General features: G+C 59.8%; 18 protein-coding genes. 5 read left to right on the forward strand and 13 right to left on the reverse strand.

The genetic code is table 11. The annotated features are described in order from the left end of the window. Nucleotides 1-32 precede the first annotated feature (32 nt). The 5 genes from BLS87_RS26035 to BLS87_RS26055 are packed head-to-tail and all read right to left on the reverse strand — an operon-like array spanning nt 33 to nt 4,229. A complete protein-coding gene (locus BLS87_RS26035) occupies nt 33-305 on the reverse strand; it encodes a DUF2160 domain-containing protein (protein ID WP_074757138.1) in 273 nt (90 codons plus the stop codon). A gap of 11 nt (nt 306-316) precedes the next feature. Further along, nucleotides 317-1,135: a carbohydrate ABC transporter permease gene (locus BLS87_RS26040; protein WP_074757140.1), complete on the reverse strand. Its 819-nt coding sequence runs from the start codon at nt 1,133-1,135 to the stop codon at nt 317-319. A 10-nt stretch (nt 1,136-1,145) separates the two neighbouring features. Then, nucleotides 1,146-2,012 carry a carbohydrate ABC transporter permease gene (locus tag BLS87_RS26045; protein WP_074757142.1) on the reverse strand — a complete coding sequence of 289 codons (867 nt, stop codon included), beginning with the start codon at nt 2,010-2,012 and terminating at the stop codon, nt 1,146-1,148. After that, nucleotides 2,005-3,135, reverse strand: coding sequence for an ABC transporter ATP-binding protein (locus tag BLS87_RS26050; protein ID WP_074757144.1), 1,131 nt, complete (start codon nt 3,133-3,135; stop codon nt 2,005-2,007). The genes BLS87_RS26045 and BLS87_RS26050 overlap by 8 nt, the downstream gene beginning before the upstream one ends. Next, nucleotides 3,135-4,229, reverse strand: coding sequence for an ABC transporter ATP-binding protein (locus BLS87_RS26055; protein WP_074757146.1), 1,095 nt, complete (start codon nt 4,227-4,229; stop codon nt 3,135-3,137). Before BLS87_RS26055 ends, BLS87_RS26050 begins: the two co-directional genes overlap by 1 nt. A gap of 340 nt (nt 4,230-4,569) precedes the next feature. On the opposite strand from BLS87_RS26055, the gene BLS87_RS26060 reads away from it, so the two are divergent. Next, nucleotides 4,570-6,423: a sigma-54-dependent Fis family transcriptional regulator gene (locus BLS87_RS26060; RefSeq protein ID WP_074757148.1), complete on the forward strand. Its 1,854-nt coding sequence runs from the start codon at nt 4,570-4,572 to the stop codon at nt 6,421-6,423. A gap of 132 nt (nt 6,424-6,555) precedes the next feature. Here BLS87_RS26060 and cysS read toward each other — a convergent pair whose 3' ends face one another. Together cysS and BLS87_RS26070 are read right to left on the reverse strand one after the other, a co-directional pair. Then, complete coding sequence (gene cysS / locus BLS87_RS26065) at nt 6,556-7,938, reverse strand: cysteine--tRNA ligase (protein ID WP_074757150.1); 1,383 nt, start codon at nt 7,936-7,938, stop codon at nt 6,556-6,558. Nucleotides 7,939-7,947: 9 nt separating this feature from the next. After that, nucleotides 7,948-9,648, reverse strand: coding sequence for a glutamine--tRNA ligase/YqeY domain fusion protein (locus BLS87_RS26070; RefSeq protein WP_074757152.1), 1,701 nt, complete (start codon nt 9,646-9,648; stop codon nt 7,948-7,950). A gap of 270 nt (nt 9,649-9,918) precedes the next feature. Here BLS87_RS26070 and BLS87_RS26075 point away from each other — a divergent pair, with 270 nt between their 5' ends. Beyond that, nucleotides 9,919-10,422 carry a peptidylprolyl isomerase gene (locus BLS87_RS26075; RefSeq protein ID WP_074757367.1) on the forward strand — a complete coding sequence of 168 codons (504 nt, stop codon included), beginning with the start codon at nt 9,919-9,921 and terminating at the stop codon, nt 10,420-10,422. Further along, entirely contained in the window at nt 10,419-11,183 is a 765-nt protein-coding gene (lpxH, locus tag BLS87_RS26080) for a UDP-2,3-diacylglucosamine diphosphatase (protein WP_074757154.1), read from the forward strand. The genes BLS87_RS26075 and lpxH overlap by 4 nt, the downstream gene beginning before the upstream one ends. 162 nt (nt 11,184-11,345) lie before the next feature. On the opposite strand, the gene BLS87_RS26085 is transcribed toward lpxH, so the two are convergent. From BLS87_RS26085 to BLS87_RS26105, 5 genes are all read right to left on the reverse strand, one after another. Then, nucleotides 11,346-12,878: a DHA2 family efflux MFS transporter permease subunit gene (locus BLS87_RS26085; protein ID WP_074757156.1), complete on the reverse strand. Its 1,533-nt coding sequence runs from the start codon at nt 12,876-12,878 to the stop codon at nt 11,346-11,348. 63 nt (nt 12,879-12,941) lie between these two features. Next, complete coding sequence (locus BLS87_RS26090; protein ID WP_074757158.1) at nt 12,942-14,219, reverse strand: HlyD/EmrA/EmrK family protein; 1,278 nt, start codon at nt 14,217-14,219, stop codon at nt 12,942-12,944. A gap of 10 nt (nt 14,220-14,229) precedes the next feature. Beyond that, the gene (locus BLS87_RS26095) at nt 14,230-15,726 is read right to left on the reverse strand and encodes an efflux transporter outer membrane subunit (protein WP_074757160.1); all 1,497 of its coding nucleotides are present in this window, start codon (nt 15,724-15,726) and stop codon (nt 14,230-14,232) included. Then, nucleotides 15,723-16,196 carry a MarR family winged helix-turn-helix transcriptional regulator gene (locus BLS87_RS26100; protein WP_074757162.1) on the reverse strand — a complete coding sequence of 158 codons (474 nt, stop codon included), beginning with the start codon at nt 16,194-16,196 and terminating at the stop codon, nt 15,723-15,725. The genes BLS87_RS26095 and BLS87_RS26100 overlap by 4 nt, the downstream gene beginning before the upstream one ends. Before the next feature lie 689 nt (nt 16,197-16,885). Continuing rightward, nucleotides 16,886-17,494, reverse strand: coding sequence for a MiaE family protein (locus BLS87_RS26105; protein WP_074757164.1), 609 nt, complete (start codon nt 17,492-17,494; stop codon nt 16,886-16,888). A gap of 195 nt (nt 17,495-17,689) precedes the next feature. Here BLS87_RS26105 and BLS87_RS26110 point away from each other — a divergent pair, with 195 nt between their 5' ends. Beyond that, complete coding sequence (locus BLS87_RS26110) at nt 17,690-18,592, forward strand: universal stress protein (protein ID WP_074757166.1); 903 nt, start codon at nt 17,690-17,692, stop codon at nt 18,590-18,592. Nucleotides 18,593-18,630: 38 nt separating this feature from the next. Here BLS87_RS26110 and BLS87_RS26115 read toward each other — a convergent pair whose 3' ends face one another. Then, on the reverse strand, nt 18,631-19,098 hold the full coding sequence (locus tag BLS87_RS26115; protein ID WP_074757168.1) for a DUF1289 domain-containing protein: 468 nt from the start codon (nt 19,096-19,098) through the stop codon (nt 18,631-18,633). A gap of 395 nt (nt 19,099-19,493) precedes the next feature. On the opposite strand from BLS87_RS26115, the gene acnB reads away from it, so the two are divergent. Beyond that, nucleotides 19,494-22,103: a bifunctional aconitate hydratase 2/2-methylisocitrate dehydratase gene (acnB, locus tag BLS87_RS26120; protein WP_074757170.1), complete on the forward strand. Its 2,610-nt coding sequence runs from the start codon at nt 19,494-19,496 to the stop codon at nt 22,101-22,103. The last annotated feature ends 159 nt before the right edge of the window (nt 22,104-22,262 follow it).

Here is a 22,262-nt window from a genome sequence, read left to right on the forward strand (position 1 = left end):
CGCGCTCCTACACCAGAACGCGTTTCAGACCTTCAACCCCAACGCATTACCACCAACAACCAAACCAGGGACAGCCCTGAGGCAACCCAAATGCTCCAGTCGGTTGCACCAATCACCAGCAGATGAAGGTAGGCGCTTGCGAGAAGACCGATGAACAACCGGTCGCCACGGGTGGTGGCAATCGGCAGAAAACCGCGACGTTCAATGCTCGCCGAGCGCAGCTCCCAGACGGTCATCGCAACCAGGATGGCAGCGATGGACGCAAAGAAAATGGCGGTCGGCAGTGTCCAGGACATCCACTCCATTTTTCGACTCCTCAGACACGACCAAGGGCAAAACCCTTGACCACGTGATTACGAACGAACCAGATCACCAGCATGCCCGGCAGGATGGTCAACACCCCCGCTGCCGCGAGCACACCCCAGTCGATCCCCGAGGCCGACACCGTACGCGTCATGACGGCGGCGATCGGCTTGGCGTTGACCGATGTCAGGGTGCGCGCCAGCAACAGCTCGACCCAGGAAAACATGAAGCAGAAGAACGCTGTCACCCCGATGCCCGAACCAATCAACGGGATGAAAATCTTGCCGAAGAACTTGGGAAAGCTGTAACCGTCGATGTAGGCCGTTTCGTCGATCTCCTTCGGTACACCGGACATGAACCCTTCAAGAATCCACACCGCCAGCGGCACGTTGAACAGGCAGTGCGCCAAGGCGACGGCGATGTGGGTGTCGAACAGGCCGATGGACGAATAGAGCTGAAAGAACGGCAGCAAAAACACCGCCGGTGGCGCCATACGGTTGGTCAGCAACCAGAAGAACAGGTGCTTGTCGCCGAGGAAACGATAGCGTGAAAACGCATAAGCCGCTGGCAAAGCCACACTCAGCGATATCACGGTATTCAGGCAAACGTAGTACAGCGAGTTGATGTAGCCGCTGTACCAGCTTTCATCGGTGAAGATGACTTTGTAGTTCGCCCAGGTGAAATCCTGCGGAAACAGGGTCAGACCGCCAAGGATTTCGGTGTTGGTCTTGAACGACATGTTCACCAGCCAGTAGATCGGCACCAGCAGAAACAGCAGGTAGATCCACAACGGCACAATTTTTTTCCACGGCAGCTTTTCGCGCTTGTTCATGAGCCGCTCCTCAGTTCTTTTCGCCGTGGGTCATCGCGGTGTAGAACACCCACGACACCAACAGAATGATCAGGAAATACACCAGCGAGAATGCCGCCGCCGGCCCCAGGTCGAACTGCCCCAGCGCCATGGTGGTCAGGGTCTGGCTGAGGAAGGTCGTCGAGTTGCCCGGACCGCCCCCGGTGAGCACGAACGGCTCGGTGTAAATCATGAAGCTGTCCATGAACCGCAACATCACCGCGATCAGCAGCACGCTTTTCATTTTCGGCAGCTGGATGTGCCGGAAAATTGCCCAGTTCGAGGCCCGGTCAATACGCGCCGCCTGGTAGTACACATCCGGAATCGCCCGCAGACCCGAGTAGCAGAGCAACGCCACCAGCGAGGTCCAGTGCCAGACGTCGATGATCAGCACCGTCACCCAGGCATCCGACGCATTGGCGGCGTAGTTGTAGCTGATGCCCAGCACGTTATTGAGAAACCAGCCCAACAGGCCGATGTCGCCACGGCCGAAGATCTGCCAGATGGTGCCGACCACGTTAAAAGGGATCAGCAGCGGAATGGTCATGACGATCAGGCACACCGAAGACCAGCGGCCCTTGGTCGGCATGGTCAGGGCGATGGCGATGCCCAGCGGGATTTCGATCAGCAGCACACACGCCGAATAGATGAATTGACGCAGCAGCGAGTCATGCAGGCGCGGGTCCTGCAGCACTTGTCTGAACCAGTCGGTGCCGACGAAGTAGCGGCTGGACTGGTCAAAAATGTCCTGCACCGAATAGTTGACCACGGTCATCATCGGAATGATGGCGCTGAACGCCACCAGCAGAAACACTGGCAGCACCAACCACCAGGCTTTGTTGTTCTGCACCTTACTCATGGGGCACCTCGCTGACCGACGCTTGATTCGCGTCGGCTTCCAGCAGAAATTCGTCGGCGTACAGCATCAGCCATTGGGACGGGAAACTGATCCAGGCCTGGCCTTGCGGCACGGGCTTGTCTTCCGGCAGGCGGACTTTCAGCGATTGTCCGGCCAGGTTCAGGGTGAGGATTTTGTAGGTGCCCAAGTCTTCGACGTAGGTCACGTCGGCGCACATGGCGTCTTCGAACGGACCGTCCCAGACGTGTACGAACTCCGGACGAATCCCGACCTTGAGCGTTTTCCACTGGGTGGCCGCCAGACGCTGTTGCAAGGCGTCCGACAACGGCAGATGAATGCCGCCAAACCCCACGCCTCCCGCTTGCGGCTTGACCTCGATCAGGTTCATGCCGGGGCTGCCGATGAAGTAACCGACAAACGTGTGATGCGGCTTTTCGAACAGCTCGCGCGGCGTGCCGAACTGCACGATCTGGCCGCCATACATCACCGCGATCTTGTCGGCGAAGGTCGACGCCTCCAGCTGATCGTGGGTGACGTAGACCATGGTGATGTTGAACTGCTCGTGGATCTGCTTGAGTTTGCGCCGAAGTTTCCACTTCAGGTGCGGGTCGATCACGGTCAATGGTTCATCGAACAGAATCGCCGAAACGTCGTCACGCACCAGACCGCGTCCCATCGACACTTTCTGCTTTTCGTCAGCGGTCAGGCCCTTGGCCTTTTTCTTCAGCAGCGGTTGCAGGTCCAGGACATCGGCGATTTCCTGCACCTTGGTCTGAATCTTCGCTTCCGCCATGCCTTGATTGCGCAGTGGGAACGCGAGGTTGTCGTACACCGTCATGGTGTCGTAGACCACCGGGAACTGGAACACCTGAGCGATGTTGCGCTGCTCGGGCGACATGTCATTCACCACCGTGGAGTCGAACATCACCTTGCCTTCCGAGGGGCTGAGCAGGCCGGAAATGATGTTGAGCAACGTCGATTTGCCGCAGCCGGAAGGGCCGAGCAAGGCGTAAGCGCCGCCCTGCTCCCAGATGTGGGTCATCTCGCGAATGGCATAGTCTTCAGGGCCGCTCGGCGTGGCGCTGTAACTGTGTGCGAGTTGTTGCAAGCGGATCTCGGCCATCAGGCAACCCTCGCCATGCGCAGGCCCGGCGCCTGGATAAGGCCGCCCTGCTGATCGAATACGAACAGTTTATGAGTCGGGATGTACACGCGGATCGGCGTATCGACGTCGTACTCGTGAACACCCGGCAGGTGCAGCACCAGCGAAAAATGCTCGTTGCGCACATGCAGGAAGGTTTCCGAACCGCTGATTTCAGCGAGTTCCACGGTCACCGCCAGTTCGAGGTCGTCGTCGTTGGACGGCACCAGGCTCAGGTGGCTGGGGCGCACGCCGAAGCCGTATTCGCCATCGCCGATCGCGCGCAGGTCGACGTTCAGCGGGAAGTGCACGAAGTTGGCGAAGCTCACTTCGTTGCCATCGATGCGGCCCGGCATGAGGTTGATCGGCGGCTCGGAGAACAGCTCCGCCGCGAGCACGGTTTTCGGCTGGTGGTAGACCTCAGGCGTCCTGCCGCTCTGGATCAAACGGCCTTCGTGCAGGATCGTCGTCGTCCCGCCCAGCGCCAAGGCCTCGTTGGGCTCGGTGGTCGCATACACCGCGATGGTGTTGCGGGTCTCGAACAACTGGCGCATTTCCTGACGCAGCTCTTCGCGCAGCTTGTAGTCGAGGTTGACCAGCGGCTCGTCGAACAGGATCAGCTCGGCGTCCTTGACCAGCGCGCGGGCCATGGCCGTGCGCTGTTGCTGGCCGCCAGAGAGCTCAAGTGGGTAACGGGTGAGGAATTTTTCGATCCGCAGCATCTTGGCGGTTTCCCGCACGCGGCTTTCGATTTCGTCCTTCGACATCTTCGCCTGACGCAGGGGCGAGGCAATGTTGTCGAAAACGGTCATGCTCGGGTAGTTGATGAACTGCTGGTAAACCATGGAGACGTTGCGATGACGCACCGCAACCTGGGTGACATCTTTGCCATTCATCAGTACTCGGCCGCTGTCTGGCTTGTCCAGACCGGCCATCAAGCGCATCAGGCTGGTCTTGCCTGATAAGGTGCGCCCCAGCAATACGTTGAATGAGCCGGGTTCGAAGCTCAGCGAAGCATCATCGATCCAGATCTGACCGTCGACTGCGCGGCTGACGTGCTCAAGCGTGAGAGACATGGCGTGCCCTTTTATCTGTTCTTATTAGGGTGTTGCTCAGGGTGGAGCGTGTTCAGGTCATGACATTCGTCGACCGGTTGTTGAATAGCGACAATCGTGCCAACCAACGTTCGTTATCGCGCGCATCGGCCAGAGGCCCGAGATAGAGCCACCAGCGCGTCTGGCGGAGCAAAACCATATTCGTTGCTGAACATAAGTGAACAGGAAAGACTGAACACCTGAACAAAATGAACATTGACTTTGAACAATCCTGAACAACAATGGGTAAACGTTTCGAGCACGGATGCTCTGCCAAAGCCGTATCCCAAAAACAATAAAAGAACTCGGACGGAGCCTTTTCATGGCCACACCAGGCGCATCCATCGCTCACGACACCATCATTCAGGACTCCTGGGCCCGTTGCCGCGAGTTCGGCCTTGACCATCAGTCACGCCCTGCTTTCGGCCGCTTGCCGGAACCACAGGTTTCGCAGCTGCTGGAACGGCATCACTCGCTGGTGCAGACCACGCATCAACAGGTCCTGCCGTTTTACGAAAACATCCTGAGCAACTCCAATTGCCTGATTCTTCTGGCCGACCAGCAAGGCCAGGTGCTCAACTCCTGGGGCACCAAGCGCTTTGTAGAACCGGCTCAGCAAATGGGCTTCGTCGCCGGTGCCAGTTGGCTCGAGCAGGGTGTAGGCACCAATGCCATTGGTACGGCGCTGGCCTGTGAACAGGCCGTTCACATTGAACACGATGAACACTTTCTAAAGGCCAACCGTTTTATGACCGGCTCGGCCGCGCCGATTTTCGATGCGTCGCGGCGCATGATCGCGGTGCTCGATGTGTCCAGCGACAGCTTCCTGCCGCCGTCCCACACGCTCGGGATGGTGAAGATGATGAGTCAGACCATCGAAAACCGACTGATCCTCGACCAGTTCCAGCACTCGCACTTTCAGCTGACCTTCAACACCGGCCTGAACAACCTCGACAGCCAGTGGGCGGGCCTGCTCGTGTTCGATGAAAGCGGCCGCATCCTCTGCTCCAACCGCCGCGCCGACAACCTGCTGGGGGTCAGCCTGGTGCGGGCCAATATCGAAGACCTGTTCAAGGCGCCGATTGCCCATCTGCTGGATCAGCAGGAAGGCCAACCCTTCCCCCTCCAGGCGTCGGGGCATAACCGCTTTCATTGCCTGATCAAGCGACCAAAGGCACCGGTGCTGAAATTCAGGACCGTGCAGACGCCGAAAAAAGCCGAACCCGGCGTTGGTTCCTCGGCGTTTAGCGGGTTGAGCCATGGGGATGAGAAGGTCGAAAAAGCAGCGCGTCAGGCGCAGCGTCTCTTGGAGAAAAATGTTCCGCTGCTGATCCTCGGAGAGACCGGCGCGGGCAAAGAGGTGTTCGTCAAAGCCCTGCACCACGCCAGTTCGCGGGCTGACCAACCGTTGATCGCGGTGAACTGCGCCGCCATTCCTTCCGAGTTGGTGGAGGCCGAGTTGTTCGGTTACGAAAAAGGGGCGTTTACCGGGGCCCACCATAAAGGCAGCATCGGGCTGATTCGCAAGGCCGACAAAGGCACATTGTTTCTGGATGAGATCGGCGACATGCCCCTCCCCGTTCAGGCGCGCCTTTTGAGGGTGTTGCAGGAGCGCTGCGTTCAGCCGCTGGGCAGCAGTGAGTTGTTTCCGGTGGATATCCGGGTCATCTCCGCCACGCACTGCTCATTGCGCGAACAGGTGCAGAGCGGCCGTTTCCGTCAGGACCTCTACTACCGCATCAGTGGGCTTAACCTTGAACTCCCGCCGCTGAGGGAACGGACCGACAAGGCCGCGCTGGTCCAGGCGATCTGGGAGCAGCACCGCGAACCGCAACAGACAGCGGGCTTCGAGCCATCGGTGCTGGCGTTGTTCGAGCGTCATCCCTGGCCGGGCAACTTGCGGCAGTTGAGCAACGTGATTCAGGTCGCGCTGGCACTGGCCGACGATCAACCGATCTCGACCGAGCATTTACCGGAGGATTTCTTCGCCGATCTGGACATGGACGCCGAGCACAACGAGCAGGAGACCCCGTTCAACCGCAGGGCCGCGCTGGATACGCCAGAGGAATTGAACGAGCTGTTGCAGGCGGCCGGAGGGAATATTTCGCAGCTGGCCAAGCGTTTGGGGGTTAGCCGCAATACGCTGTACAAGCGGTTGCGTGAGCAGGGGTTCTGATCGGGAGGGGCAGCGTTCGGCCCGACGTCATCGCGAATGAATTCGCTCCCACAGTTGAAATGCGATCAACCTGTGGGAGCGAATTCATTCGCGAATCGGTGTAACAGGCGCTGATGTGTCAGGCGGTGAGGATCAATCCGCCAACCGCCACGTCGTTGCGCCCTTCCCGTCTTCCAGCACTACGCCCATGGCGGTGAGCTGGTCGCGAATGCGGTCGGATTCGGCCCAGTTCTTGTCGGCGCGGGCTTGCAGACGCGCGGCAATCAGCGCCTCCACTTCCGCCGCGTCGACACGACCTTCGGCCCCTGCACGCAGGAAGTCGTCCGCCTCGAGCTGCAACACACCGAGCACACTGGCAAGTTGCTTCAGACGCGCCGCCAGACCGGCTGCGGCGTTGACATCGCTGTCGCGCAGGCGATTGATCTCGCGCACCATCTCGAACAGCACAGCGCAGGCTTCCGGCGTGCCGAAGTCGTCGTTCATGGCCGCCGAGAAACGCTCCACGAACGCTTCGCCGCCGGCAGGCTCGGCAACCGGCAAGCCTTTGAGCGCGTGGTAGAAACGCTCCAGAGCGCCCTTCGACTCTTTCAGGCTGTCCTCGGAGTAGTTGATCGCGCTGCGGTAGTGGCTCGACACGAGCAGATAACGCACCACTTCCGGAGAGTATTTATCCAGCACGTCGCGGATGGTGAAGAAGTTGTTCAAGGACTTGGACATCTTCTCGCCATTGATGCGGATCATGCCGCAGTGCATCCAGGCGTTGGCGTAAGTCTTGCCGGTGGCCGCTTCGCTCTGGGCGATTTCGTTTTCATGGTGCGGGAATTCCAGATCGCTGCCGCCGCCATGAATGTCGAACGTCTCACCCAGGCAGCAGGTGGACATCACGGAGCATTCGATGTGCCAGCCCGGACGGCCCGGACCCCATGGCGATTCCCAGCTGGGTTCGCCCGGTTTGACGCCTTTCCAGAGCACGAAGTCCAGCGGATCGTCTTTGGCTTCATCGACTTCGATCCGCGCGCCGATGCGCAGGTCTTCGATCTTCTTGCGCGACAGCTTGCCGTAGCCCAGAAACTTGCCGACGCGGTAGTACACGTCGCCATTGCCCGGCGCGTAGGCATAACCTTTATCGATCAGGCTCTGGATCATGTCGTGCATGCCGCCGATGTAGTCGGTGGCACGCGGCTCCATGTCCGGCTTGAGAATGTTCAGGCGCGCTTCGTCCTCGTGCATGGCATCGATCATGCGCGCCGTCAGGGCATCGAACGCTTCGCCGTTTTCACGGGCGCGATTGATGATCTTGTCGTCGATGTCGGTGATGTTGCGCACGTAGGTCAGGTCATACCCGCTGAAACGCAGCCAGCGCGTGACCAGATCGAACGCGACCATGCTGCGGCCGTGGCCCAGGTGGCAGTAGTCGTACACGGTCATGCCGCAGACGTACATGCGCACCTTGTTGCCATCCAGAGGCTTGAAGAGTTCTTTGCTCTTGGTGAGCGTGTTGTAGATAGAAAGCACGGCTATTCCTTATTGACCCCAGGAATCACGCAGGGTCACGGTACGGTTGAATACCGGATGACCAGGTTTGGAGTCCTTGATGTCAGCCACGAAGTAACCTTCGCGCTCGAACTGGAAACGGTCTTCCGGCTGTGCGTCGCCCAGCGAAGGCTCGGCACGACAACCGGTGAGTACCTGCAGAGAGTCGGGGTTGATGTTGTCCAGGAAGCTGGCGCCATCTTCGGCTTTCTCAGGGTTGGCGGAACGGAACAGACGGTCGTAAAGACGCACCTCACACTCAACGCTTTGCGCCGCAGGCACCCAGTGCACCACGCCTTTGACCTTGCGGCCCTCAGGGTTCTTGCCCAGGGTGTCCGGATCGTAGGAGCAACGCAGCTCGACGATGTTGCCGTCGGCGTCCTTGATGGCCTCGTCGGCACGGATCACGTAGCTGCCGCGCAGGCGCACTTCACCGTTAGGCTCCAGACGCTTGTAGCCTTTTGGCGGTTCTTCCATGAAGTCATCGCGGTCGATGTAAATTTCACGGCCGAACGGCAGCTTGCGCACGCCCAGCTCTTCTTTCTGCGGATGACGCGGCAGTTCGAGGTGATCGACCTTGTCTTCCGGGTAGTTGGTGATCACGACTTTCAAGGGACGCAGCACGCACATGGCGCGCGGCGCGTTGTGGTCCAGGTCCTGACGGATGCTGAATTCGAGCATGCCGAAGTCGACCACGCCGTCTGAACGGTTGGTGCCGATCATTTCGCAGAAGTTACGGATCGACGCCGGGGTGTAGCCGCGACGGCGGAAGCCCGACAGGGTCGACATGCGCGGGTCGTCCCAGCCATTGACGTGTTTCTCATCGACCAGTTGCTTGAGCTTGCGCTTGCTGGTGATGGTGTAGTTCAGGTTCAGGCGCGAGAATTCGTACTGGCGCGGCTTGCACGGCACCGGCAGGTTATCCAGGAACCAGTCGTACAGCGGACGATGGCTTTCGAACTCCAGGGTGCAGATCGAGTGCGTGATGCCTTCGATGGCATCCGACTGCCCGTGGGTGAAGTCATAGATCGGGTAGATGCACCACTTGTCGCCGGTCTGGTGGTGATGGGCGTGACGAATGCGGTACAGGATCGGGTCGCGCAGGTTCATGTTCGGCGACGCCATGTCGATCTTGGCGCGCAACACGCGGGCGCCGTCCTCGAACTCACCGGCTTTCATGCGGGCGAACAGGTCCAGGTTTTCCTCGACGCTGCGCTCGCGGAACGGGCTGTTCTTGCCAGGCTCGGTCAGGGTCCCACGGTATTCGCGCGCCTGCTCCGGGGTCAGGTCGTCGACATAAGCCTTGCCAGCCTTGATCAGCTCGACCGCCCAGTCGTGCAACTGGTCGAAATACTGCGAGGCATAACGCACTTCACCGGACCATTCGAAGCCCAGCCATTTGACGTCGCTTTCGATCGCGTCGATGTATTCCTGGTCTTCCTTGGCCGGGTTGGTGTCATCGAAACGCAAGTGCGTGACACCGCCGAACTCCTGAGCCAGACCAAAGTTGACGCAGATCGACTTGGCATGACCGATGTGCAGGTAGCCGTTGGGCTCCGGCGGGAAACGGGTCACGATCTTGGTGTGCTTGCCCGAATCCAGGTCTGCCTGCACGATCGGGCGCAGGAAGTTGGTGGGAATTGCAGGGCCTGCCTTGGTGTTGGCATTAGCGTCTTGAGTGGGCTTGCTCATAGGATCCTTGAAAACCTGACAGTCTTGGCCAGGGTAGGCCGAATAAATCAAAGCGCCTATCATAGCCGAACCTGTCAAGCCCCTGACAGCGCGCAGTGACAAAACTGCCGAGATACGCCATCGGTCATTTGAAGCGGCGACTTAACAGCGACTACCCGTTAAGCGACTAGCCTCTGTAAACTGCGCGTCTGGGTGAAATCGTCGGCATTTATTACGCTGCAGGCCGCGATCGACACGTCCAACCACGAATTCCAAAAGAGCGACTCGCACATGTCCAAAGTAAAACTGACCACCAACCACGGTGAAATCGTCCTGCAACTGAACGCCGAAAAAGCGCCGATCACGGTCGCCAACTTCGTTGAGTACGTTAATGCCGGTCATTACACCAATACTGTGTTCCATCGCGTTATCGGCAACTTCATGATCCAGGGCGGCGGTTTCGAGCCAGGCATGAAAGAGAAGAAAGACAAGCGCCCAAGCATCCAGAACGAAGCCGACAACGGCCTGCCGAACAAGAAGTACTCGGTGGCCATGGCCCGTACCATGGAGCCGCATTCGGCCTCCGCGCAGTTCTTCATCAACGTTGCTGACAACAGCTTCCTGAACCACAGCGCCAAGACCGTTCAGGGCTGGGGCTATGCGGTCTTCGGTGAAGTGATCGAAGGTCAGGACATCGTCGACAAGATCAAGGCCGTTGCCACCACGTCCAAGGCTGGCCACCAGGACGTTCCTGCTGATGACGTGATCATCGAGAAAGCAGAGATCGTTGAGTGATACTGCTGATCTCCGATCTGCATCTGGAAGAAGGACGCCCGGACATTACCCGGGCGTTTCTGGATCTACTGACTGACCGCGCCCGTGGCGCCGAGTCGCTGTATATCCTCGGGGATTTTTTCGAAGCCTGGATCGGCGATGACGCGATGTCGCCCTTCCAGCGCTCGATCTGCGAGGCCCTGCGCGCTTTGAGCGACAGCGGCACGCAGGTGTTCCTGATGCATGGCAATCGCGACTTTATGATCGGCAAAGCGTTTTGCAAAGCCGCTGGCTGCACGCTGCTGAGCGACCCGAGCGTGGTCGAGCTCAACGGTGAACCGGTGTTGTTGATGCACGGCGACAGCCTGTGCACCCGCGACGAAGCCTATATGCGCATGCGCCGCTACCTGCGCAATCCACTGACTTTATGGGTTCTGCGTCACCTGCCCTTGAGCACCCGCCATAAACTGGCGCGCAAGCTGCGCAGCGAAAGCCGCGCGCAGACCCGCATGAAAGCCAACGACATCGTTGATGTGACCCCCGAAGAAGTCCCGCGGATCATGACCGAGTTCGGCGTCAAAACGCTGATCCACGGCCACACCCACCGCCCCGCCCTGCACAAATTGCAGATCGGCGACCAGACCGCTCAGCGCATTGTGCTGGGCGACTGGGACCGCGAGGGCTGGGCGTTGCAGGTCGACGAACAGGGCTTTCAGCTGACCTCGTTCGGGTTTGTGCCCCAGGCGCCTTTGGCGATTGGGCACTCCCAAAACCAGGATTGAACGCAGTTGATCGTCTGGTGCAAACCTGTGGGAGCGAATTTATTCGCGAGACGGCGGTACAGCCGACAGATCTCCATGGCGGTTGGAACCTATCGCGAATGAATTCGCTCCCACAGGAGATTCCCGAACGTCATCACATCCGCTGCAGCCCCGGGAACCCTATCAATGCCCTGCCCCGGGCCCTGCCTTCGCGGCAAACGGCGGTTTGGCCATCCAGATCACTAGGATCAGCGCCATGAACAGCCAGCCCATCATGTAGAAATAGTCCACCGTGGACATCATGTAGGCCTGGCTGGTCACCATCCCGTCAAGCTGTGCATACGCCTGATTGCTCGCCCCGCCCAGTGTGTCCAGCGCGTGCCGCGTCGTCGACTCGTAGGTGTTCACGTTTTCACTGAGGTACGCATGGTGCATGTTGGCCCTGCGAATCCAGATCCAGGTCGTCAACGAGGCCGCGAAGCTGCCGCCCAGGTTACGCAGGAAGGTCGCAAGGCCCGAGCCGTCGGCGATCTGTGAAGGCGGCAGGTCCGACAACAGGATGCTCAGGGTCGGCATGAAGAACAACGCGATGCCTGCGCCCATGAACAACTGCACCAGCGCGATGTGCTCGAAATCCACCTGACTGGTGAACGCCGAGCGCATGAAACAGCTCATGCCGATGCCGAGAAACGCCAGACCCGCCAATATGCGCAGGTCGAACTTGTTGGCGTAACGCCCCACGAACGGCGACATCAACACCGGCAGAATCCCGATCGGCGCCACCGCAAGGCCTGCATAAGTCGGCGTATACCCCATCTGCGTCTGCAGCCACTGAGGCAGGATCAGGTTGATGCCGAAGAACCCCGCATACCCCAACACCAGACAGATCGTGCCGACCCTGAAGTTTCGGAAACCGAACAGGCGCAGGTTCACCACCGGGTGCTCGTCGGTCATTTCCCAGATCACGAACGCCGCCAGACCGATCACCGAAATCACCGTGCCGATGATGATGAAGTTCGATGAAAACCAGTCCAGGTCATTGCCTTTGTCGAGCACGATCTGCAGAGCACCCACACCAATGATCAAGGTAATGAGCCCCACGTAGTCCATCGGCTGACGGCTCGTGGTCACGGGGCGAGCCGCCATTTGCGTACGCACCACGAATGCGGCGAACAACCCGATCGGCACGTTGATGAAGAAGATCCAGGGCCAGGTGTAGCTGTCGGTGATCCAGCCGCCGAGAATCGGCCCGGCGATGGGCGCAACGACCGTCACCATCGCCAGCAGTGCCAGTGCCATCCCCCTTTTCGCCGGGGGATAAACCGCAATCAGCAGCGTCTGGGTCATCGGGTACAGCGGCCCTGCCACCACGCCCTGCAGGACACGGAAACCCACCAGCTCCGGCATCGAGGTGGAAATACCACACAGGAACGACGCCATCACGAACAGGATCGTGGCCCAGATAAACAGCTTCACCTCGCCAAAGCGCCGGCTCAGCCAGCCCGTCAGCGGCAAGGCGATGGCGTTACTCACGGCAAACGAGGTGATGACCCAGGTGCCTTGCTCGGAACTCACCCCAAGGTTGCCGGAAATCGTCGGCAGTGCGACGTTGGCGATGGTGGTGTCGAGCACTTGCATGAACGTCGCCAGCGACAGACCGATGGTCGTCAACAACAGGCTGGGCGGCGTAAAAGAAGCGGGAGCGTTGTTACTCATCGCGAATCCTTTGACACTCGAAAATGGCTCCGGCGATCACGCCGGAGCTGATGGATTGGCGAATCAGCGCTGGGCGGTCTTGCCGGAAGCGGAGGCGCTGTTTTCGTGAATCAGACGGTTGATCAAGGTGTCGGCCTCAGCCAGCTGCTTGACGTACACGTCGGTGGTGAAGGACGCCTGCTTCGGTGGCTGCTGCGCCAGTACCGGACCGCTCTGGTCGTGCAGGTTGACGTCGACCACGGTGGACAGGCCGATGCGCAGCGGATGTTGTGCCAGTTCGTCCGAATTGATGTGAATCCGCACCGGCACGCGCTGCACGATCTTGATCCAGTTACCGGTTGCGTTCTGCGCGGGCAACAACGCAAAGGCGCTGCCCGTGCCGGCGCCCACGCTGTCCACGGTGCCGCTGTACTTCACGTCACTGCCATACAGGTCCGCTTCGATGTCCACCGGCTGACCGATGCGCATCTTGCCCAGTTGGGTTTCCTTGAAGTTGGCGTCGATCCACAGCTGATCCAGGGGAATGACCGCCATCAGTGCAGTACCCGGCTGCACTCGCTGACCCAATTGCACAGTGCGCTTGGCCACATAACCGGTAACGGGCGCAATCAGCGTGCTGCGCGCATTACTCAAGTACGCCTGACGCAACTGCGCAGCCGCCGCCTTGACGTCCGGGTGCGAGGCAACACTGGTGTCGTCGACCAACGCGGTGCTGGTCTCCAATTGCTGCTGGATGTTGTTCAGGGCGTTCTTCGCACTGGTCAAGTCATCCTCGGCGTGGGACAGCTCTTCCTGGGAAATCGCCCCGCCCGCCGCCAGGTTGCGACGACGGGTGTAGTTGTCCTGCGCCTTCTTAACCTCGGCGCGCTGGGCCGCCAATTGCGCCTTGATGCCGTCTACGTTGCTGTACAGACCGCGCACCTGACGCACGACTTTGCCCAGATTTGCCTCGGCGCTCTGCAGCGCGACTTCCGAGTCATTGGGGTCGAACTGCACCAGCACCTGGCCTTCGCGAACCAGATCGCCGTCGTCCGCACCGATGCTGACGACCGTGCCCGTCACCTGCGGCGTGATTTCAACCACGTTGCCATTGACGTAGGCGTCGTCGGTGCTTTCGCTCCAGCGGCCATACACTTCGTACCAGCCCCAGACACCCAGGCCGCCGAGGATCACGATGACCGCCAGACCGATCAGCAGCAATTTGCGCTTACGCGGGTTTTTCTGCGGCTGGCCGGGTTGGCCCGACTGATGCTGGGACGCTTGGCCCTGGCCAGCCTGTTGCTGACCTTCGGGGGCTTTTTGTTCGTTTGCAGTGTTGTTTTCGGTAGTGGCAGTGGCCATGACGATTACCTTAATGGGTCAGCGATGCAGTTGACGGGACGGCCGGGGCGGCGTTTTCGCCGGGCGTGCTTTCTTCGAAGCCTCCCCCCAGGGCCTGCATCAACTGGATCGAAAGATCGATTCGTTCCGCGTTGAGATCAGCCAGTTGGCGTTGCGATTGCAGCAATTGCTGCTCGACGGACAGCACATCGAGGTAGTTGCCGATGCCCGATGAGTAACGCTGAACGACGGTGTTGTAGGACTTCTGAATGACGTCGGTCGCCTCTTGGCGCGCGTCGATCTGACTGCTGATCGAACGCAGCTGGCTGATGTTGTCGCTCACGTCTCCCAGCGCGCGCACCAGACTCTTGTTGTATTGCGCCACCGCGAGGTCGTAATCGGCGTCCCGCGCATCCAGATCGGCGCGACGACGGCCGCCATCGAAAATCGGCAGCGAAACGGTCGGCGCGACATTGAAGAAACGGCTGGCCGAGCCGAACATCGCATCGCCGAGCAGGGATTCAACGCCCGCCGATGCACTGAGGTTCAGGTTCGGATAGAAGTTGGTCTTGCTGACGTCGATGTTTTTGCTGGCCGCTTCAACACGCCAGCGTGCCGCCACCAGATCGGGACGACGACCGAGCAGTTCGGCTGGCACCGTTGACGGCAATTGCACCACAGCCGGTTTCAAGACGGTGGGCCGAGCGAGCTCTTCACCGCGATCCGGGCCTTTGCCCATCAACACGGCAAGGGAAATTTTCGCGGTGCGCAGGCGCTTGTCGGCGTCGGCCAGGGATTCCCGGGAGCTGGCTTCCAGACTTTCGGTCTGCTGATACTGGTATTCGCTGTCGATGCCGGACTTGAAGCGACGGGCGCCCAGTTCGAGCAATTGCCGGGTGCGCTTCAGGTCTTCAGCGGCCAGATCGCGAACCACGTACGCCTGGCCTAGGTTGCTGTAGGCGCGGGCGACGTCGGCCGCGAGGGTCAACTGCGCCGCCCGCTGGTCGATCTCGGTGGCACGAGCCTGGCCCAATGCTGCTTCCCAGGCCGCCCGCTGGCCGCCCCACAAATCGAAGTTGTAATTGAAGGTCGCGCCCAGACTGCGCAGGGTGCTGTAACGGCCACCCTGCCCGAGCGGGTCCTGATCCCGCGCCAGACGCGAGCGGCTGACGCTGCCACTGGCGTCGACGGTCGGCATACGTTCGGCATCGGCGCCATAGGCGGCGGCAGTTGCCTGATGGGTGCGCGCAGCCGCGATCTGCATGTCCGGGCTGTCGCGCAGCGCTTCGGTGATCAAACCGTTAAGTTGTGGATCGCCGAGGCTGGTCCACCAGTCGCGCTTGGGCCAGGCGGCCGGCGACAGGTTGACGCCTTGCAGGCTCTGTCCGGCCTGCAGGCTGTTGGCATCGATGCCGACGCCTTCTGTGTTCAGGCCTTTGGAGTTCGCACAACCGGCCATGACCAGCGCGGCAAACACCAGGCTCAATGAAGTGCGCAGGGCCGAGCCCTGTTTGGGTCGTATGTTCATTTTCCTGCCAACCGGGCGAGTGTGATGGAGTCAGCCGAGGCCACCAGAATCTTGGTGAGGATCTTTTCCAGAGTGGCCAGTTCACTGTCTTCCAGCACGCCGACCATCTCGTTCATCGCGGCCGCGCCGACGTGCGGCAACAGGTCGGAAAGCGCCTGGCCCGACTCGGTCAGCACCAGCCGCACCTGACGACGATCGGACTCGCAGCGTGTGCGGACCAACAGCCCTTTCTGCTCAAGACGATCAAGCATGCGGGTCATGGAACCGCTGTCCAGTGACAGCGAACGGCACAGCTCGGCCGGGGTGTCGGCGTTGAACCTGGAAATGATCACCAGCACCTTGAACTGCTGAGCGGTGACGTCGTGAGGTTCCAGGTGCTTGTCGAGGATTCGGTTTTTCAGCTGTTCGGCTCGGCCGAGGAGCATGCCGAGGAAGCTTTCATTAAAACGTTCAGGGGTGAAATGAACCATTGATAGTCACCAATTATCTGCCTAGGCAGTGAATGGCTCGAATATTACTGCCTAAGCAGCTAACACACAATGAAACAATTTTTAGGATGCAGAGTTCCTGACGAACGTGGTCGCCCGGATCGGTGGCGGGAGGTGGCGAATTCGGTTTCGCTGGAGGGGGTGGGTGTCAGGCATACCGACAAGGCGTTGCGAAAGACTGCGACCTGTAGGAGCCAGCTTGGTGCGGGCCGCGTTCGGACGAAGGCATCAGGCCAGCCGACATCACCATTGGCTGACCCATCGCGTTCGCTGCCCTCGTAACCTCGGACGTCTCCTACAGTTACCGCGGCGAAATCTGGATTTGCGGTCGGCAGAACCTCTGTGGGAGCGAGCTTGCTGGCGAATGCGGTGGGTCATCTGAAATGTTCATCACTGACCCATCGCGTTCGCTGCCCTCGTAACCTCGGACGTCCTACAGTTATCGCGGCGTAATCTGGATTCGCGGTCGGCAGAACCTCTGTGGGAGCGAGCTTGCTGGCGAATGCGGTGGGTCATCTGACATGTTCATCACTGACCCACCGCGTTCGCTGCCCTCGTAACCTCGGACGTCTCCTACAGTTATCGCGGCGTAATCTGGATTTGCGGCTGGCGCAGCGCCTATGGGAGCGGCGTTCGGCAGTGTTATGGGCGTCAGCGTGACGAAAACGGCGTTACAGCGCAGGCACACCGCTGTGAAAGCGAAAGTCCTCGTCAGGGCTTTCGATCAGCTCGCGCTCGGCGAGGCGGATTTCTTCGATCTTGGCGTCGACGTCCGCCTCATCGCCATACAGGTAGGCGAGCTTGAGGTAGTCCTGAAAGTGCCGGGCTTCGGACTTGAGCAGGCTGGCGTAGAACTTCGACAGGTCGGCGTCCAGGTGCGGCACCAGCGCGGCAAACCGTTCGCATGAACGCGCCTCGACGATAGCACCGACCACCAGCGCATCGGTCAGGCGATAGGGATTGTGGTTGCGCACCAATTTGCGCAGCGAACCGGCATACCGGGCCGAGCTGATGTTGGCCATCGGGATGCCACGTTTCTTGATGATGCCGATCACTTGCTCGAAATGACGCAACTCTTCACGGGCCAGGCGCGACATCTTGGCCAGCAGATCGAATTTGTCGTTGTACTGAAACATGAACTGAAACGCCGCGCCGGCGGCCTTCTTTTCATTGTTGGCGTGGTCGATCAGCAAAATATCCAGATTCTGCAACGCGGCCTGAACCCAGCTGTCAGGGGTGGGGCAAAGCAGGAAAGCGTCGACTTCTGGGTAAATCTGCATGGTTTCACAACTGGATGGATGGCAAGGCGCAGCATTATACGGGCGCTGTGGCACAGGACCAGTGTCTTTGGCCGGAAAAAGCATGACCGCGATCAACGCGACGAATGACGACGGGCAACTATAGTTAAGTCATCGAACAGTCCTGGCACCCAGGCGGTCGAACACTTCATGGAAATACTCCAGGGAGATCAGCTTATGCAATCGATTCGCCGAATTCTGGTCGTCATCGAACCCAGCGCGGAAACGGACAAGGTCGAGAGCCTGGCGATGCGACGGGCGTGTCTGATCGCTAACGCTGCGAAGTCCAAGTCGAACCCCGACATTAAGGAGCCCAGCCTGCATCTGCTGATCTGCGACAAAAAGCTCGACCATTCCGAGCTGCTCGCAACCCTGAAGCATGACTTGCAGGCGGAAGACTTCAACGTCACCGCGCAACAGGAATGGCATGAGAACGCTCATCAGACCATCATCAAGGTGCAGCAGGCCGAAGGCTCGGACTTGGTCATCAAACAGCACTTTCCCGACAGCACGCTCAAGCGTGCCCTGCTGACGCCCGCCGACTGGAAGTTGCTGCGCTACTGCCCCTGCCCGGTGCTGATGGTTAAAACCGATCGCCCCTGGAAAGGTTCGGCGGTGCTGGCGGCCGTGGATGTAGGGAATCCCGACGGCGAGCACAGCGCCCTGCATTACAGCATCATCCAGCATGGCCACCACCTCGCTCAGATCACAGGGATAGACCTGCACGTGATTGCCGCCCACCCGTCTCCCCTGCTGTCGGCTGCTGATCCTGTGTATCAGTTGTCGTCGAGTGTGGAAGGCCAATACCGCGAGCAGTGCAAGGTTTTTCAGACCGAATTCAACATCGACGACGCCCATTTGCACATTGCCGAGGGGCCGGCGGACGTGCTGATTCCTTTTACCGCGCACCACCTGAAAGCGGCCGTCACGGTCATTGGCACCGTGGGGCGCACGGGCATCTCCGGCGCGCTGATCGGCAATACCGCCGAAGTGGTGCTGGATTCTCTGGAAAGTGACGTGCTGGTGCTCAAGAGCGAAGAGGTGCTCGCGCATCTGGAAGAGGAGCTCGCTCGCGTCTGACCTGCCGCGAAAGGCTGCTGCCCGAAAGGCCGTGGGACTCAGCCGATCGCATCCTTCAGAAATCCCGGGGCGATGTAGCGCTCGTAGTGCGCCTCGGACAGCAGGAAGAATTCCCGATCAATGGCATCGCGCAGATCCGGCAGCGGCCAGTCACGAAATTCGGGCAACAGCACCATGCCATACGCCTCCAGCTGATTGATGACCCGCGCACCGCGGGCAATCAATTGGTACGCCCAGCAATACTCAGACTGCTGCGGCACGAAGCGGATCTTGCGCAGCTCCAGCTGTTGGCGCAGCTTGCCAGCATCGAACACTTCAACCTTGGCCGCCATCACCTGCACCAGCAACTGCTCCAGACGCAACCAGACCGCGCGCTTTTCGTCCTCGTTGTAGCCGTTCCAATGGATCACCTCATGGTGGAAGCGCTTGCAGCCCCGGCACACCAGGTCGCCGTAGACGGTGGAACACAAGCCCACGCAGGGCGTCTTGATCACGTGATTGGACATGGCGGAAAAACACGGCGGCGGACGAAACAAGCCCGCATGTTAGCCCTTTGTCTAACGGGGTACACCCCCGAAGATGTAGGGTCTAACTTACCTTTACTTTTTTTTTGCCGTAGAATCACCGGGCCTTTTAAGGCGCCAATGTCCGTTGGAAGCTGTTTTCAAAGCGTCACGAGCACAGTCAAGTCTACCCAGCAGTCGGTTCTACGACGCAGGCTCGCCCTGCGTCCCCTCCTCAGGAACCGTTCATGCAGGCGTAAAACTTTGAAAACAGCTTCTGTTGGAGATCGTCAGCTGCCTGCCATAAGACTCAAAAAGTTTTTGACGAGCACGGCTGCGGACTTTCTCTGGATGAGCGTCCCGGACACCCATTTGGGACCACTGATGAGGGTAATACTGTGCTTGAAGCCTACCGTAAACACATCGAAGAGCGTGCCGCCCAGGGTATCGTGCCCCAGCCGCTTAACGCCGAACAAACTGCAGGCCTGGTCGAGCTGCTGAAAAACCCACCGGCTGGCGAAGAAGCTGTCCTGCTTGACCTGATCACCAATCGCGTTCCGCCTGGCGTTGACGAAGCTGCCTACGTCAAAGCCGGTTTCCTTTCCGCTCTGGCCAAGGGCGAAGTCACCTCCCCTCTGCTGGACAAGAAACGCGCTGTAGAACTGCTTGGCACCATGCAAGGCGGCTACAACATCGTAACGATGGTCGACCTCCTGGACGACGCCGAGCTGGCACCGGTTGCCGCCGAACAACTGAAGCACACCCTGCTGATGTTCGACGCCTTCCACGACGTCGCTGAAAAAGCCAAGAACGGCAACGCTCACGCTCAAGGCGTGTTGCAGTCCTGGGCTGACGGCGAGTGGTTCCAGAAGCGCCCGACCCTGGCCGAGAAAATCAGCCTGCGCGTTTTCAAAGTGACCGGCGAAACCAACACCGACGACCTGTCCCCTGCGCCTGACGCCTGGTCCCGCCCGGACATCCCGCTGCACGCCCTGGCCATGCTGAAAATGGCGCGCGACGGTATCGTGCCTGACGTACAAGGCTCCATCGGCCCGATGAAGCAGATCGAAGAAATGCGCGGCCAGGGTTTCCCTATCGCCTACGTCGGTGACGTTGTCGGTACCGGCTCCTCGCGTAAATCGGCGACCAACTCGGTGCTGTGGTTCTTCGGTGACGACGTTCCGTACGTCCCGAACAAGCGCGCTGGCGGCTTCTGCTTCGGCAGCAAGATCGCTCCGATCTTCTACAACACCATGGAAGATGCGGGCGCACTGCCCATCGAATTCGATGTGACCAACATCAACATGGGCGACGTGATCGACGTTTACCCCTACGCGGGTAAGGTCTGCAAGCACGACAGCGACGAAGTGATCACCACTTTCGAACTGAAGACTCCAGTCCTGCTGGACGAAGTCCGTGCTGGCGGTCGTATCCCGCTGATCATCGGTCGCGGTCTGACCGGCAAGGCACGTACAGAGCTGGGCCTGCCGCCATCGACCCTGTTCAAGCTGCCTGAAGTTCCTGCTGCCAGCACCAAAGGATTCACCCTGGCACAGAAGATGGTCGGCAAGGCGTGTGCTCTCCCGGAAGGCAAAGGCGTTCGTCCTGGCACCTACTGCGAACCGAAAATGACCACCGTCGGCTCTCAGGACACCACCGGTCCAATGACCCGTGACGAACTGAAAGACCTGGCGTGCCTGGGCTTCTCGACCGACCTGGTGATGCAGTCCTTCTGTCACACCGCGGCGTATCCAAAGCCGATCGACGTCAAGACTCACCACACCCTGCCTGACTTCATCATGACCCGTGGCGGCGTTTCGCTGCGTCCGGGCGACGGCATCATCCACAGCTGGCTGAACCGCATGCTGCTGCCGGACACCGTCGGTACCGGTGGTGACTCCCACACCCGTTTCCCGATCGGTATCTCGTTCCCGGCCGGTTCCGGTCTGGTTGCGTTCGCCGCTGCCACCGGCGTCATGCCGCTGGACATGCCGGAGTCGATCCTGGTTCGTTTCAAAGGCAAGCTGCAACCGGGCGTCACCCTGCGTGACCTGGTTCATGCCATTCCTTACTACGCGATCCAGAAAGGCCTGTTGACCGTCGAGAAGAAAGGCAAGAAGAACGCCTTCTCCGGCCGCATCCTGGAGATCGAAGGTCTGGAAACCCTGACCGTCGAGCAAGCCTTCGAACTGTCTGACGCGTCGGCCGAGCGCTCTGCCGCCGGTTGCACCATCAAACTGTCGAAAGAGTCGATCACCGAGTACCTCAACTCGAACATCACCCTGCTGCGCTGGATGATCGGCGAAGGCTACGGCGACCCACGTACGCTGGAGCGTCGTGCTCAGGCGATGGAAGCCTGGGTGGCCAACCCTGAGCTGCTGGAAGCCGACGCTGACGCTGAATACGCCGAGATCATCGAGATCGACCTGGCCGACGTCAAAGAGCCCGTGCTCTGCGCGCCGAACGACCCGGACGACGCCCGTCTGCTGTCCAGCGTTGCTGGCGAGAAGATCGACGAAGTGTTCATCGGTTCGTGCATGACCAACATCGGTCACTTCCGCGCTGCCGGTAAGTTGCTGGATCAGGTCAAAGGTCAGCTTCCAACCCGTCTGTGGCTGTCGCCGCCGACCAAGATGGACGCTCACCAACTGACCGAGGAAGGCTACTACGGTATCTACGGCAAGGCTGGCGCGCGCATGGAAATGCCGGGCTGCTCGTTGTGCATGGGTAACCAGGCACGCGTAGAGCCGAACTCGACCGTGGTGTCGACGTCGACCCGTAACTTCCCGAACCGTCTGGGTGATGGTGCGAACGTTTACCTGGCTTCGGCCGAGTTGGCGTCCGTTGCGTCGATCCTGGGTCGTCTGCCGACCGTTGAGGAGTACATGGAGTACGCGGGCAAGATCGACAGCATGGCTGCCGATGTTTACCGTTACCTGAGCTTCGACCAGATCGCCGAGTTCCGTGAGATCGCAGCGAACGCCAAGATCCCGGTTGTTCAAGCGTAAGCGCGAAACAGAGCGTTGAAAGAACCCCGCTTCGGCGGGGTTTTTTTATGGGTGTTTGGGTTTGGGTTTGGAGTTTGGGTTTGGAGTTTGGGTGGCTCTGGGTGGTGGGTGTATATCCGTTATTTGGGGTGGCGCGGATATCGGTTCCGCTCTTACAGC

Source organism: Pseudomonas abietaniphila (assembly GCF_900100795.1).
Taxonomy (GTDB): Bacteria; Pseudomonadota; Gammaproteobacteria; order Pseudomonadales; family Pseudomonadaceae; genus Aquipseudomonas; species Aquipseudomonas abietaniphila.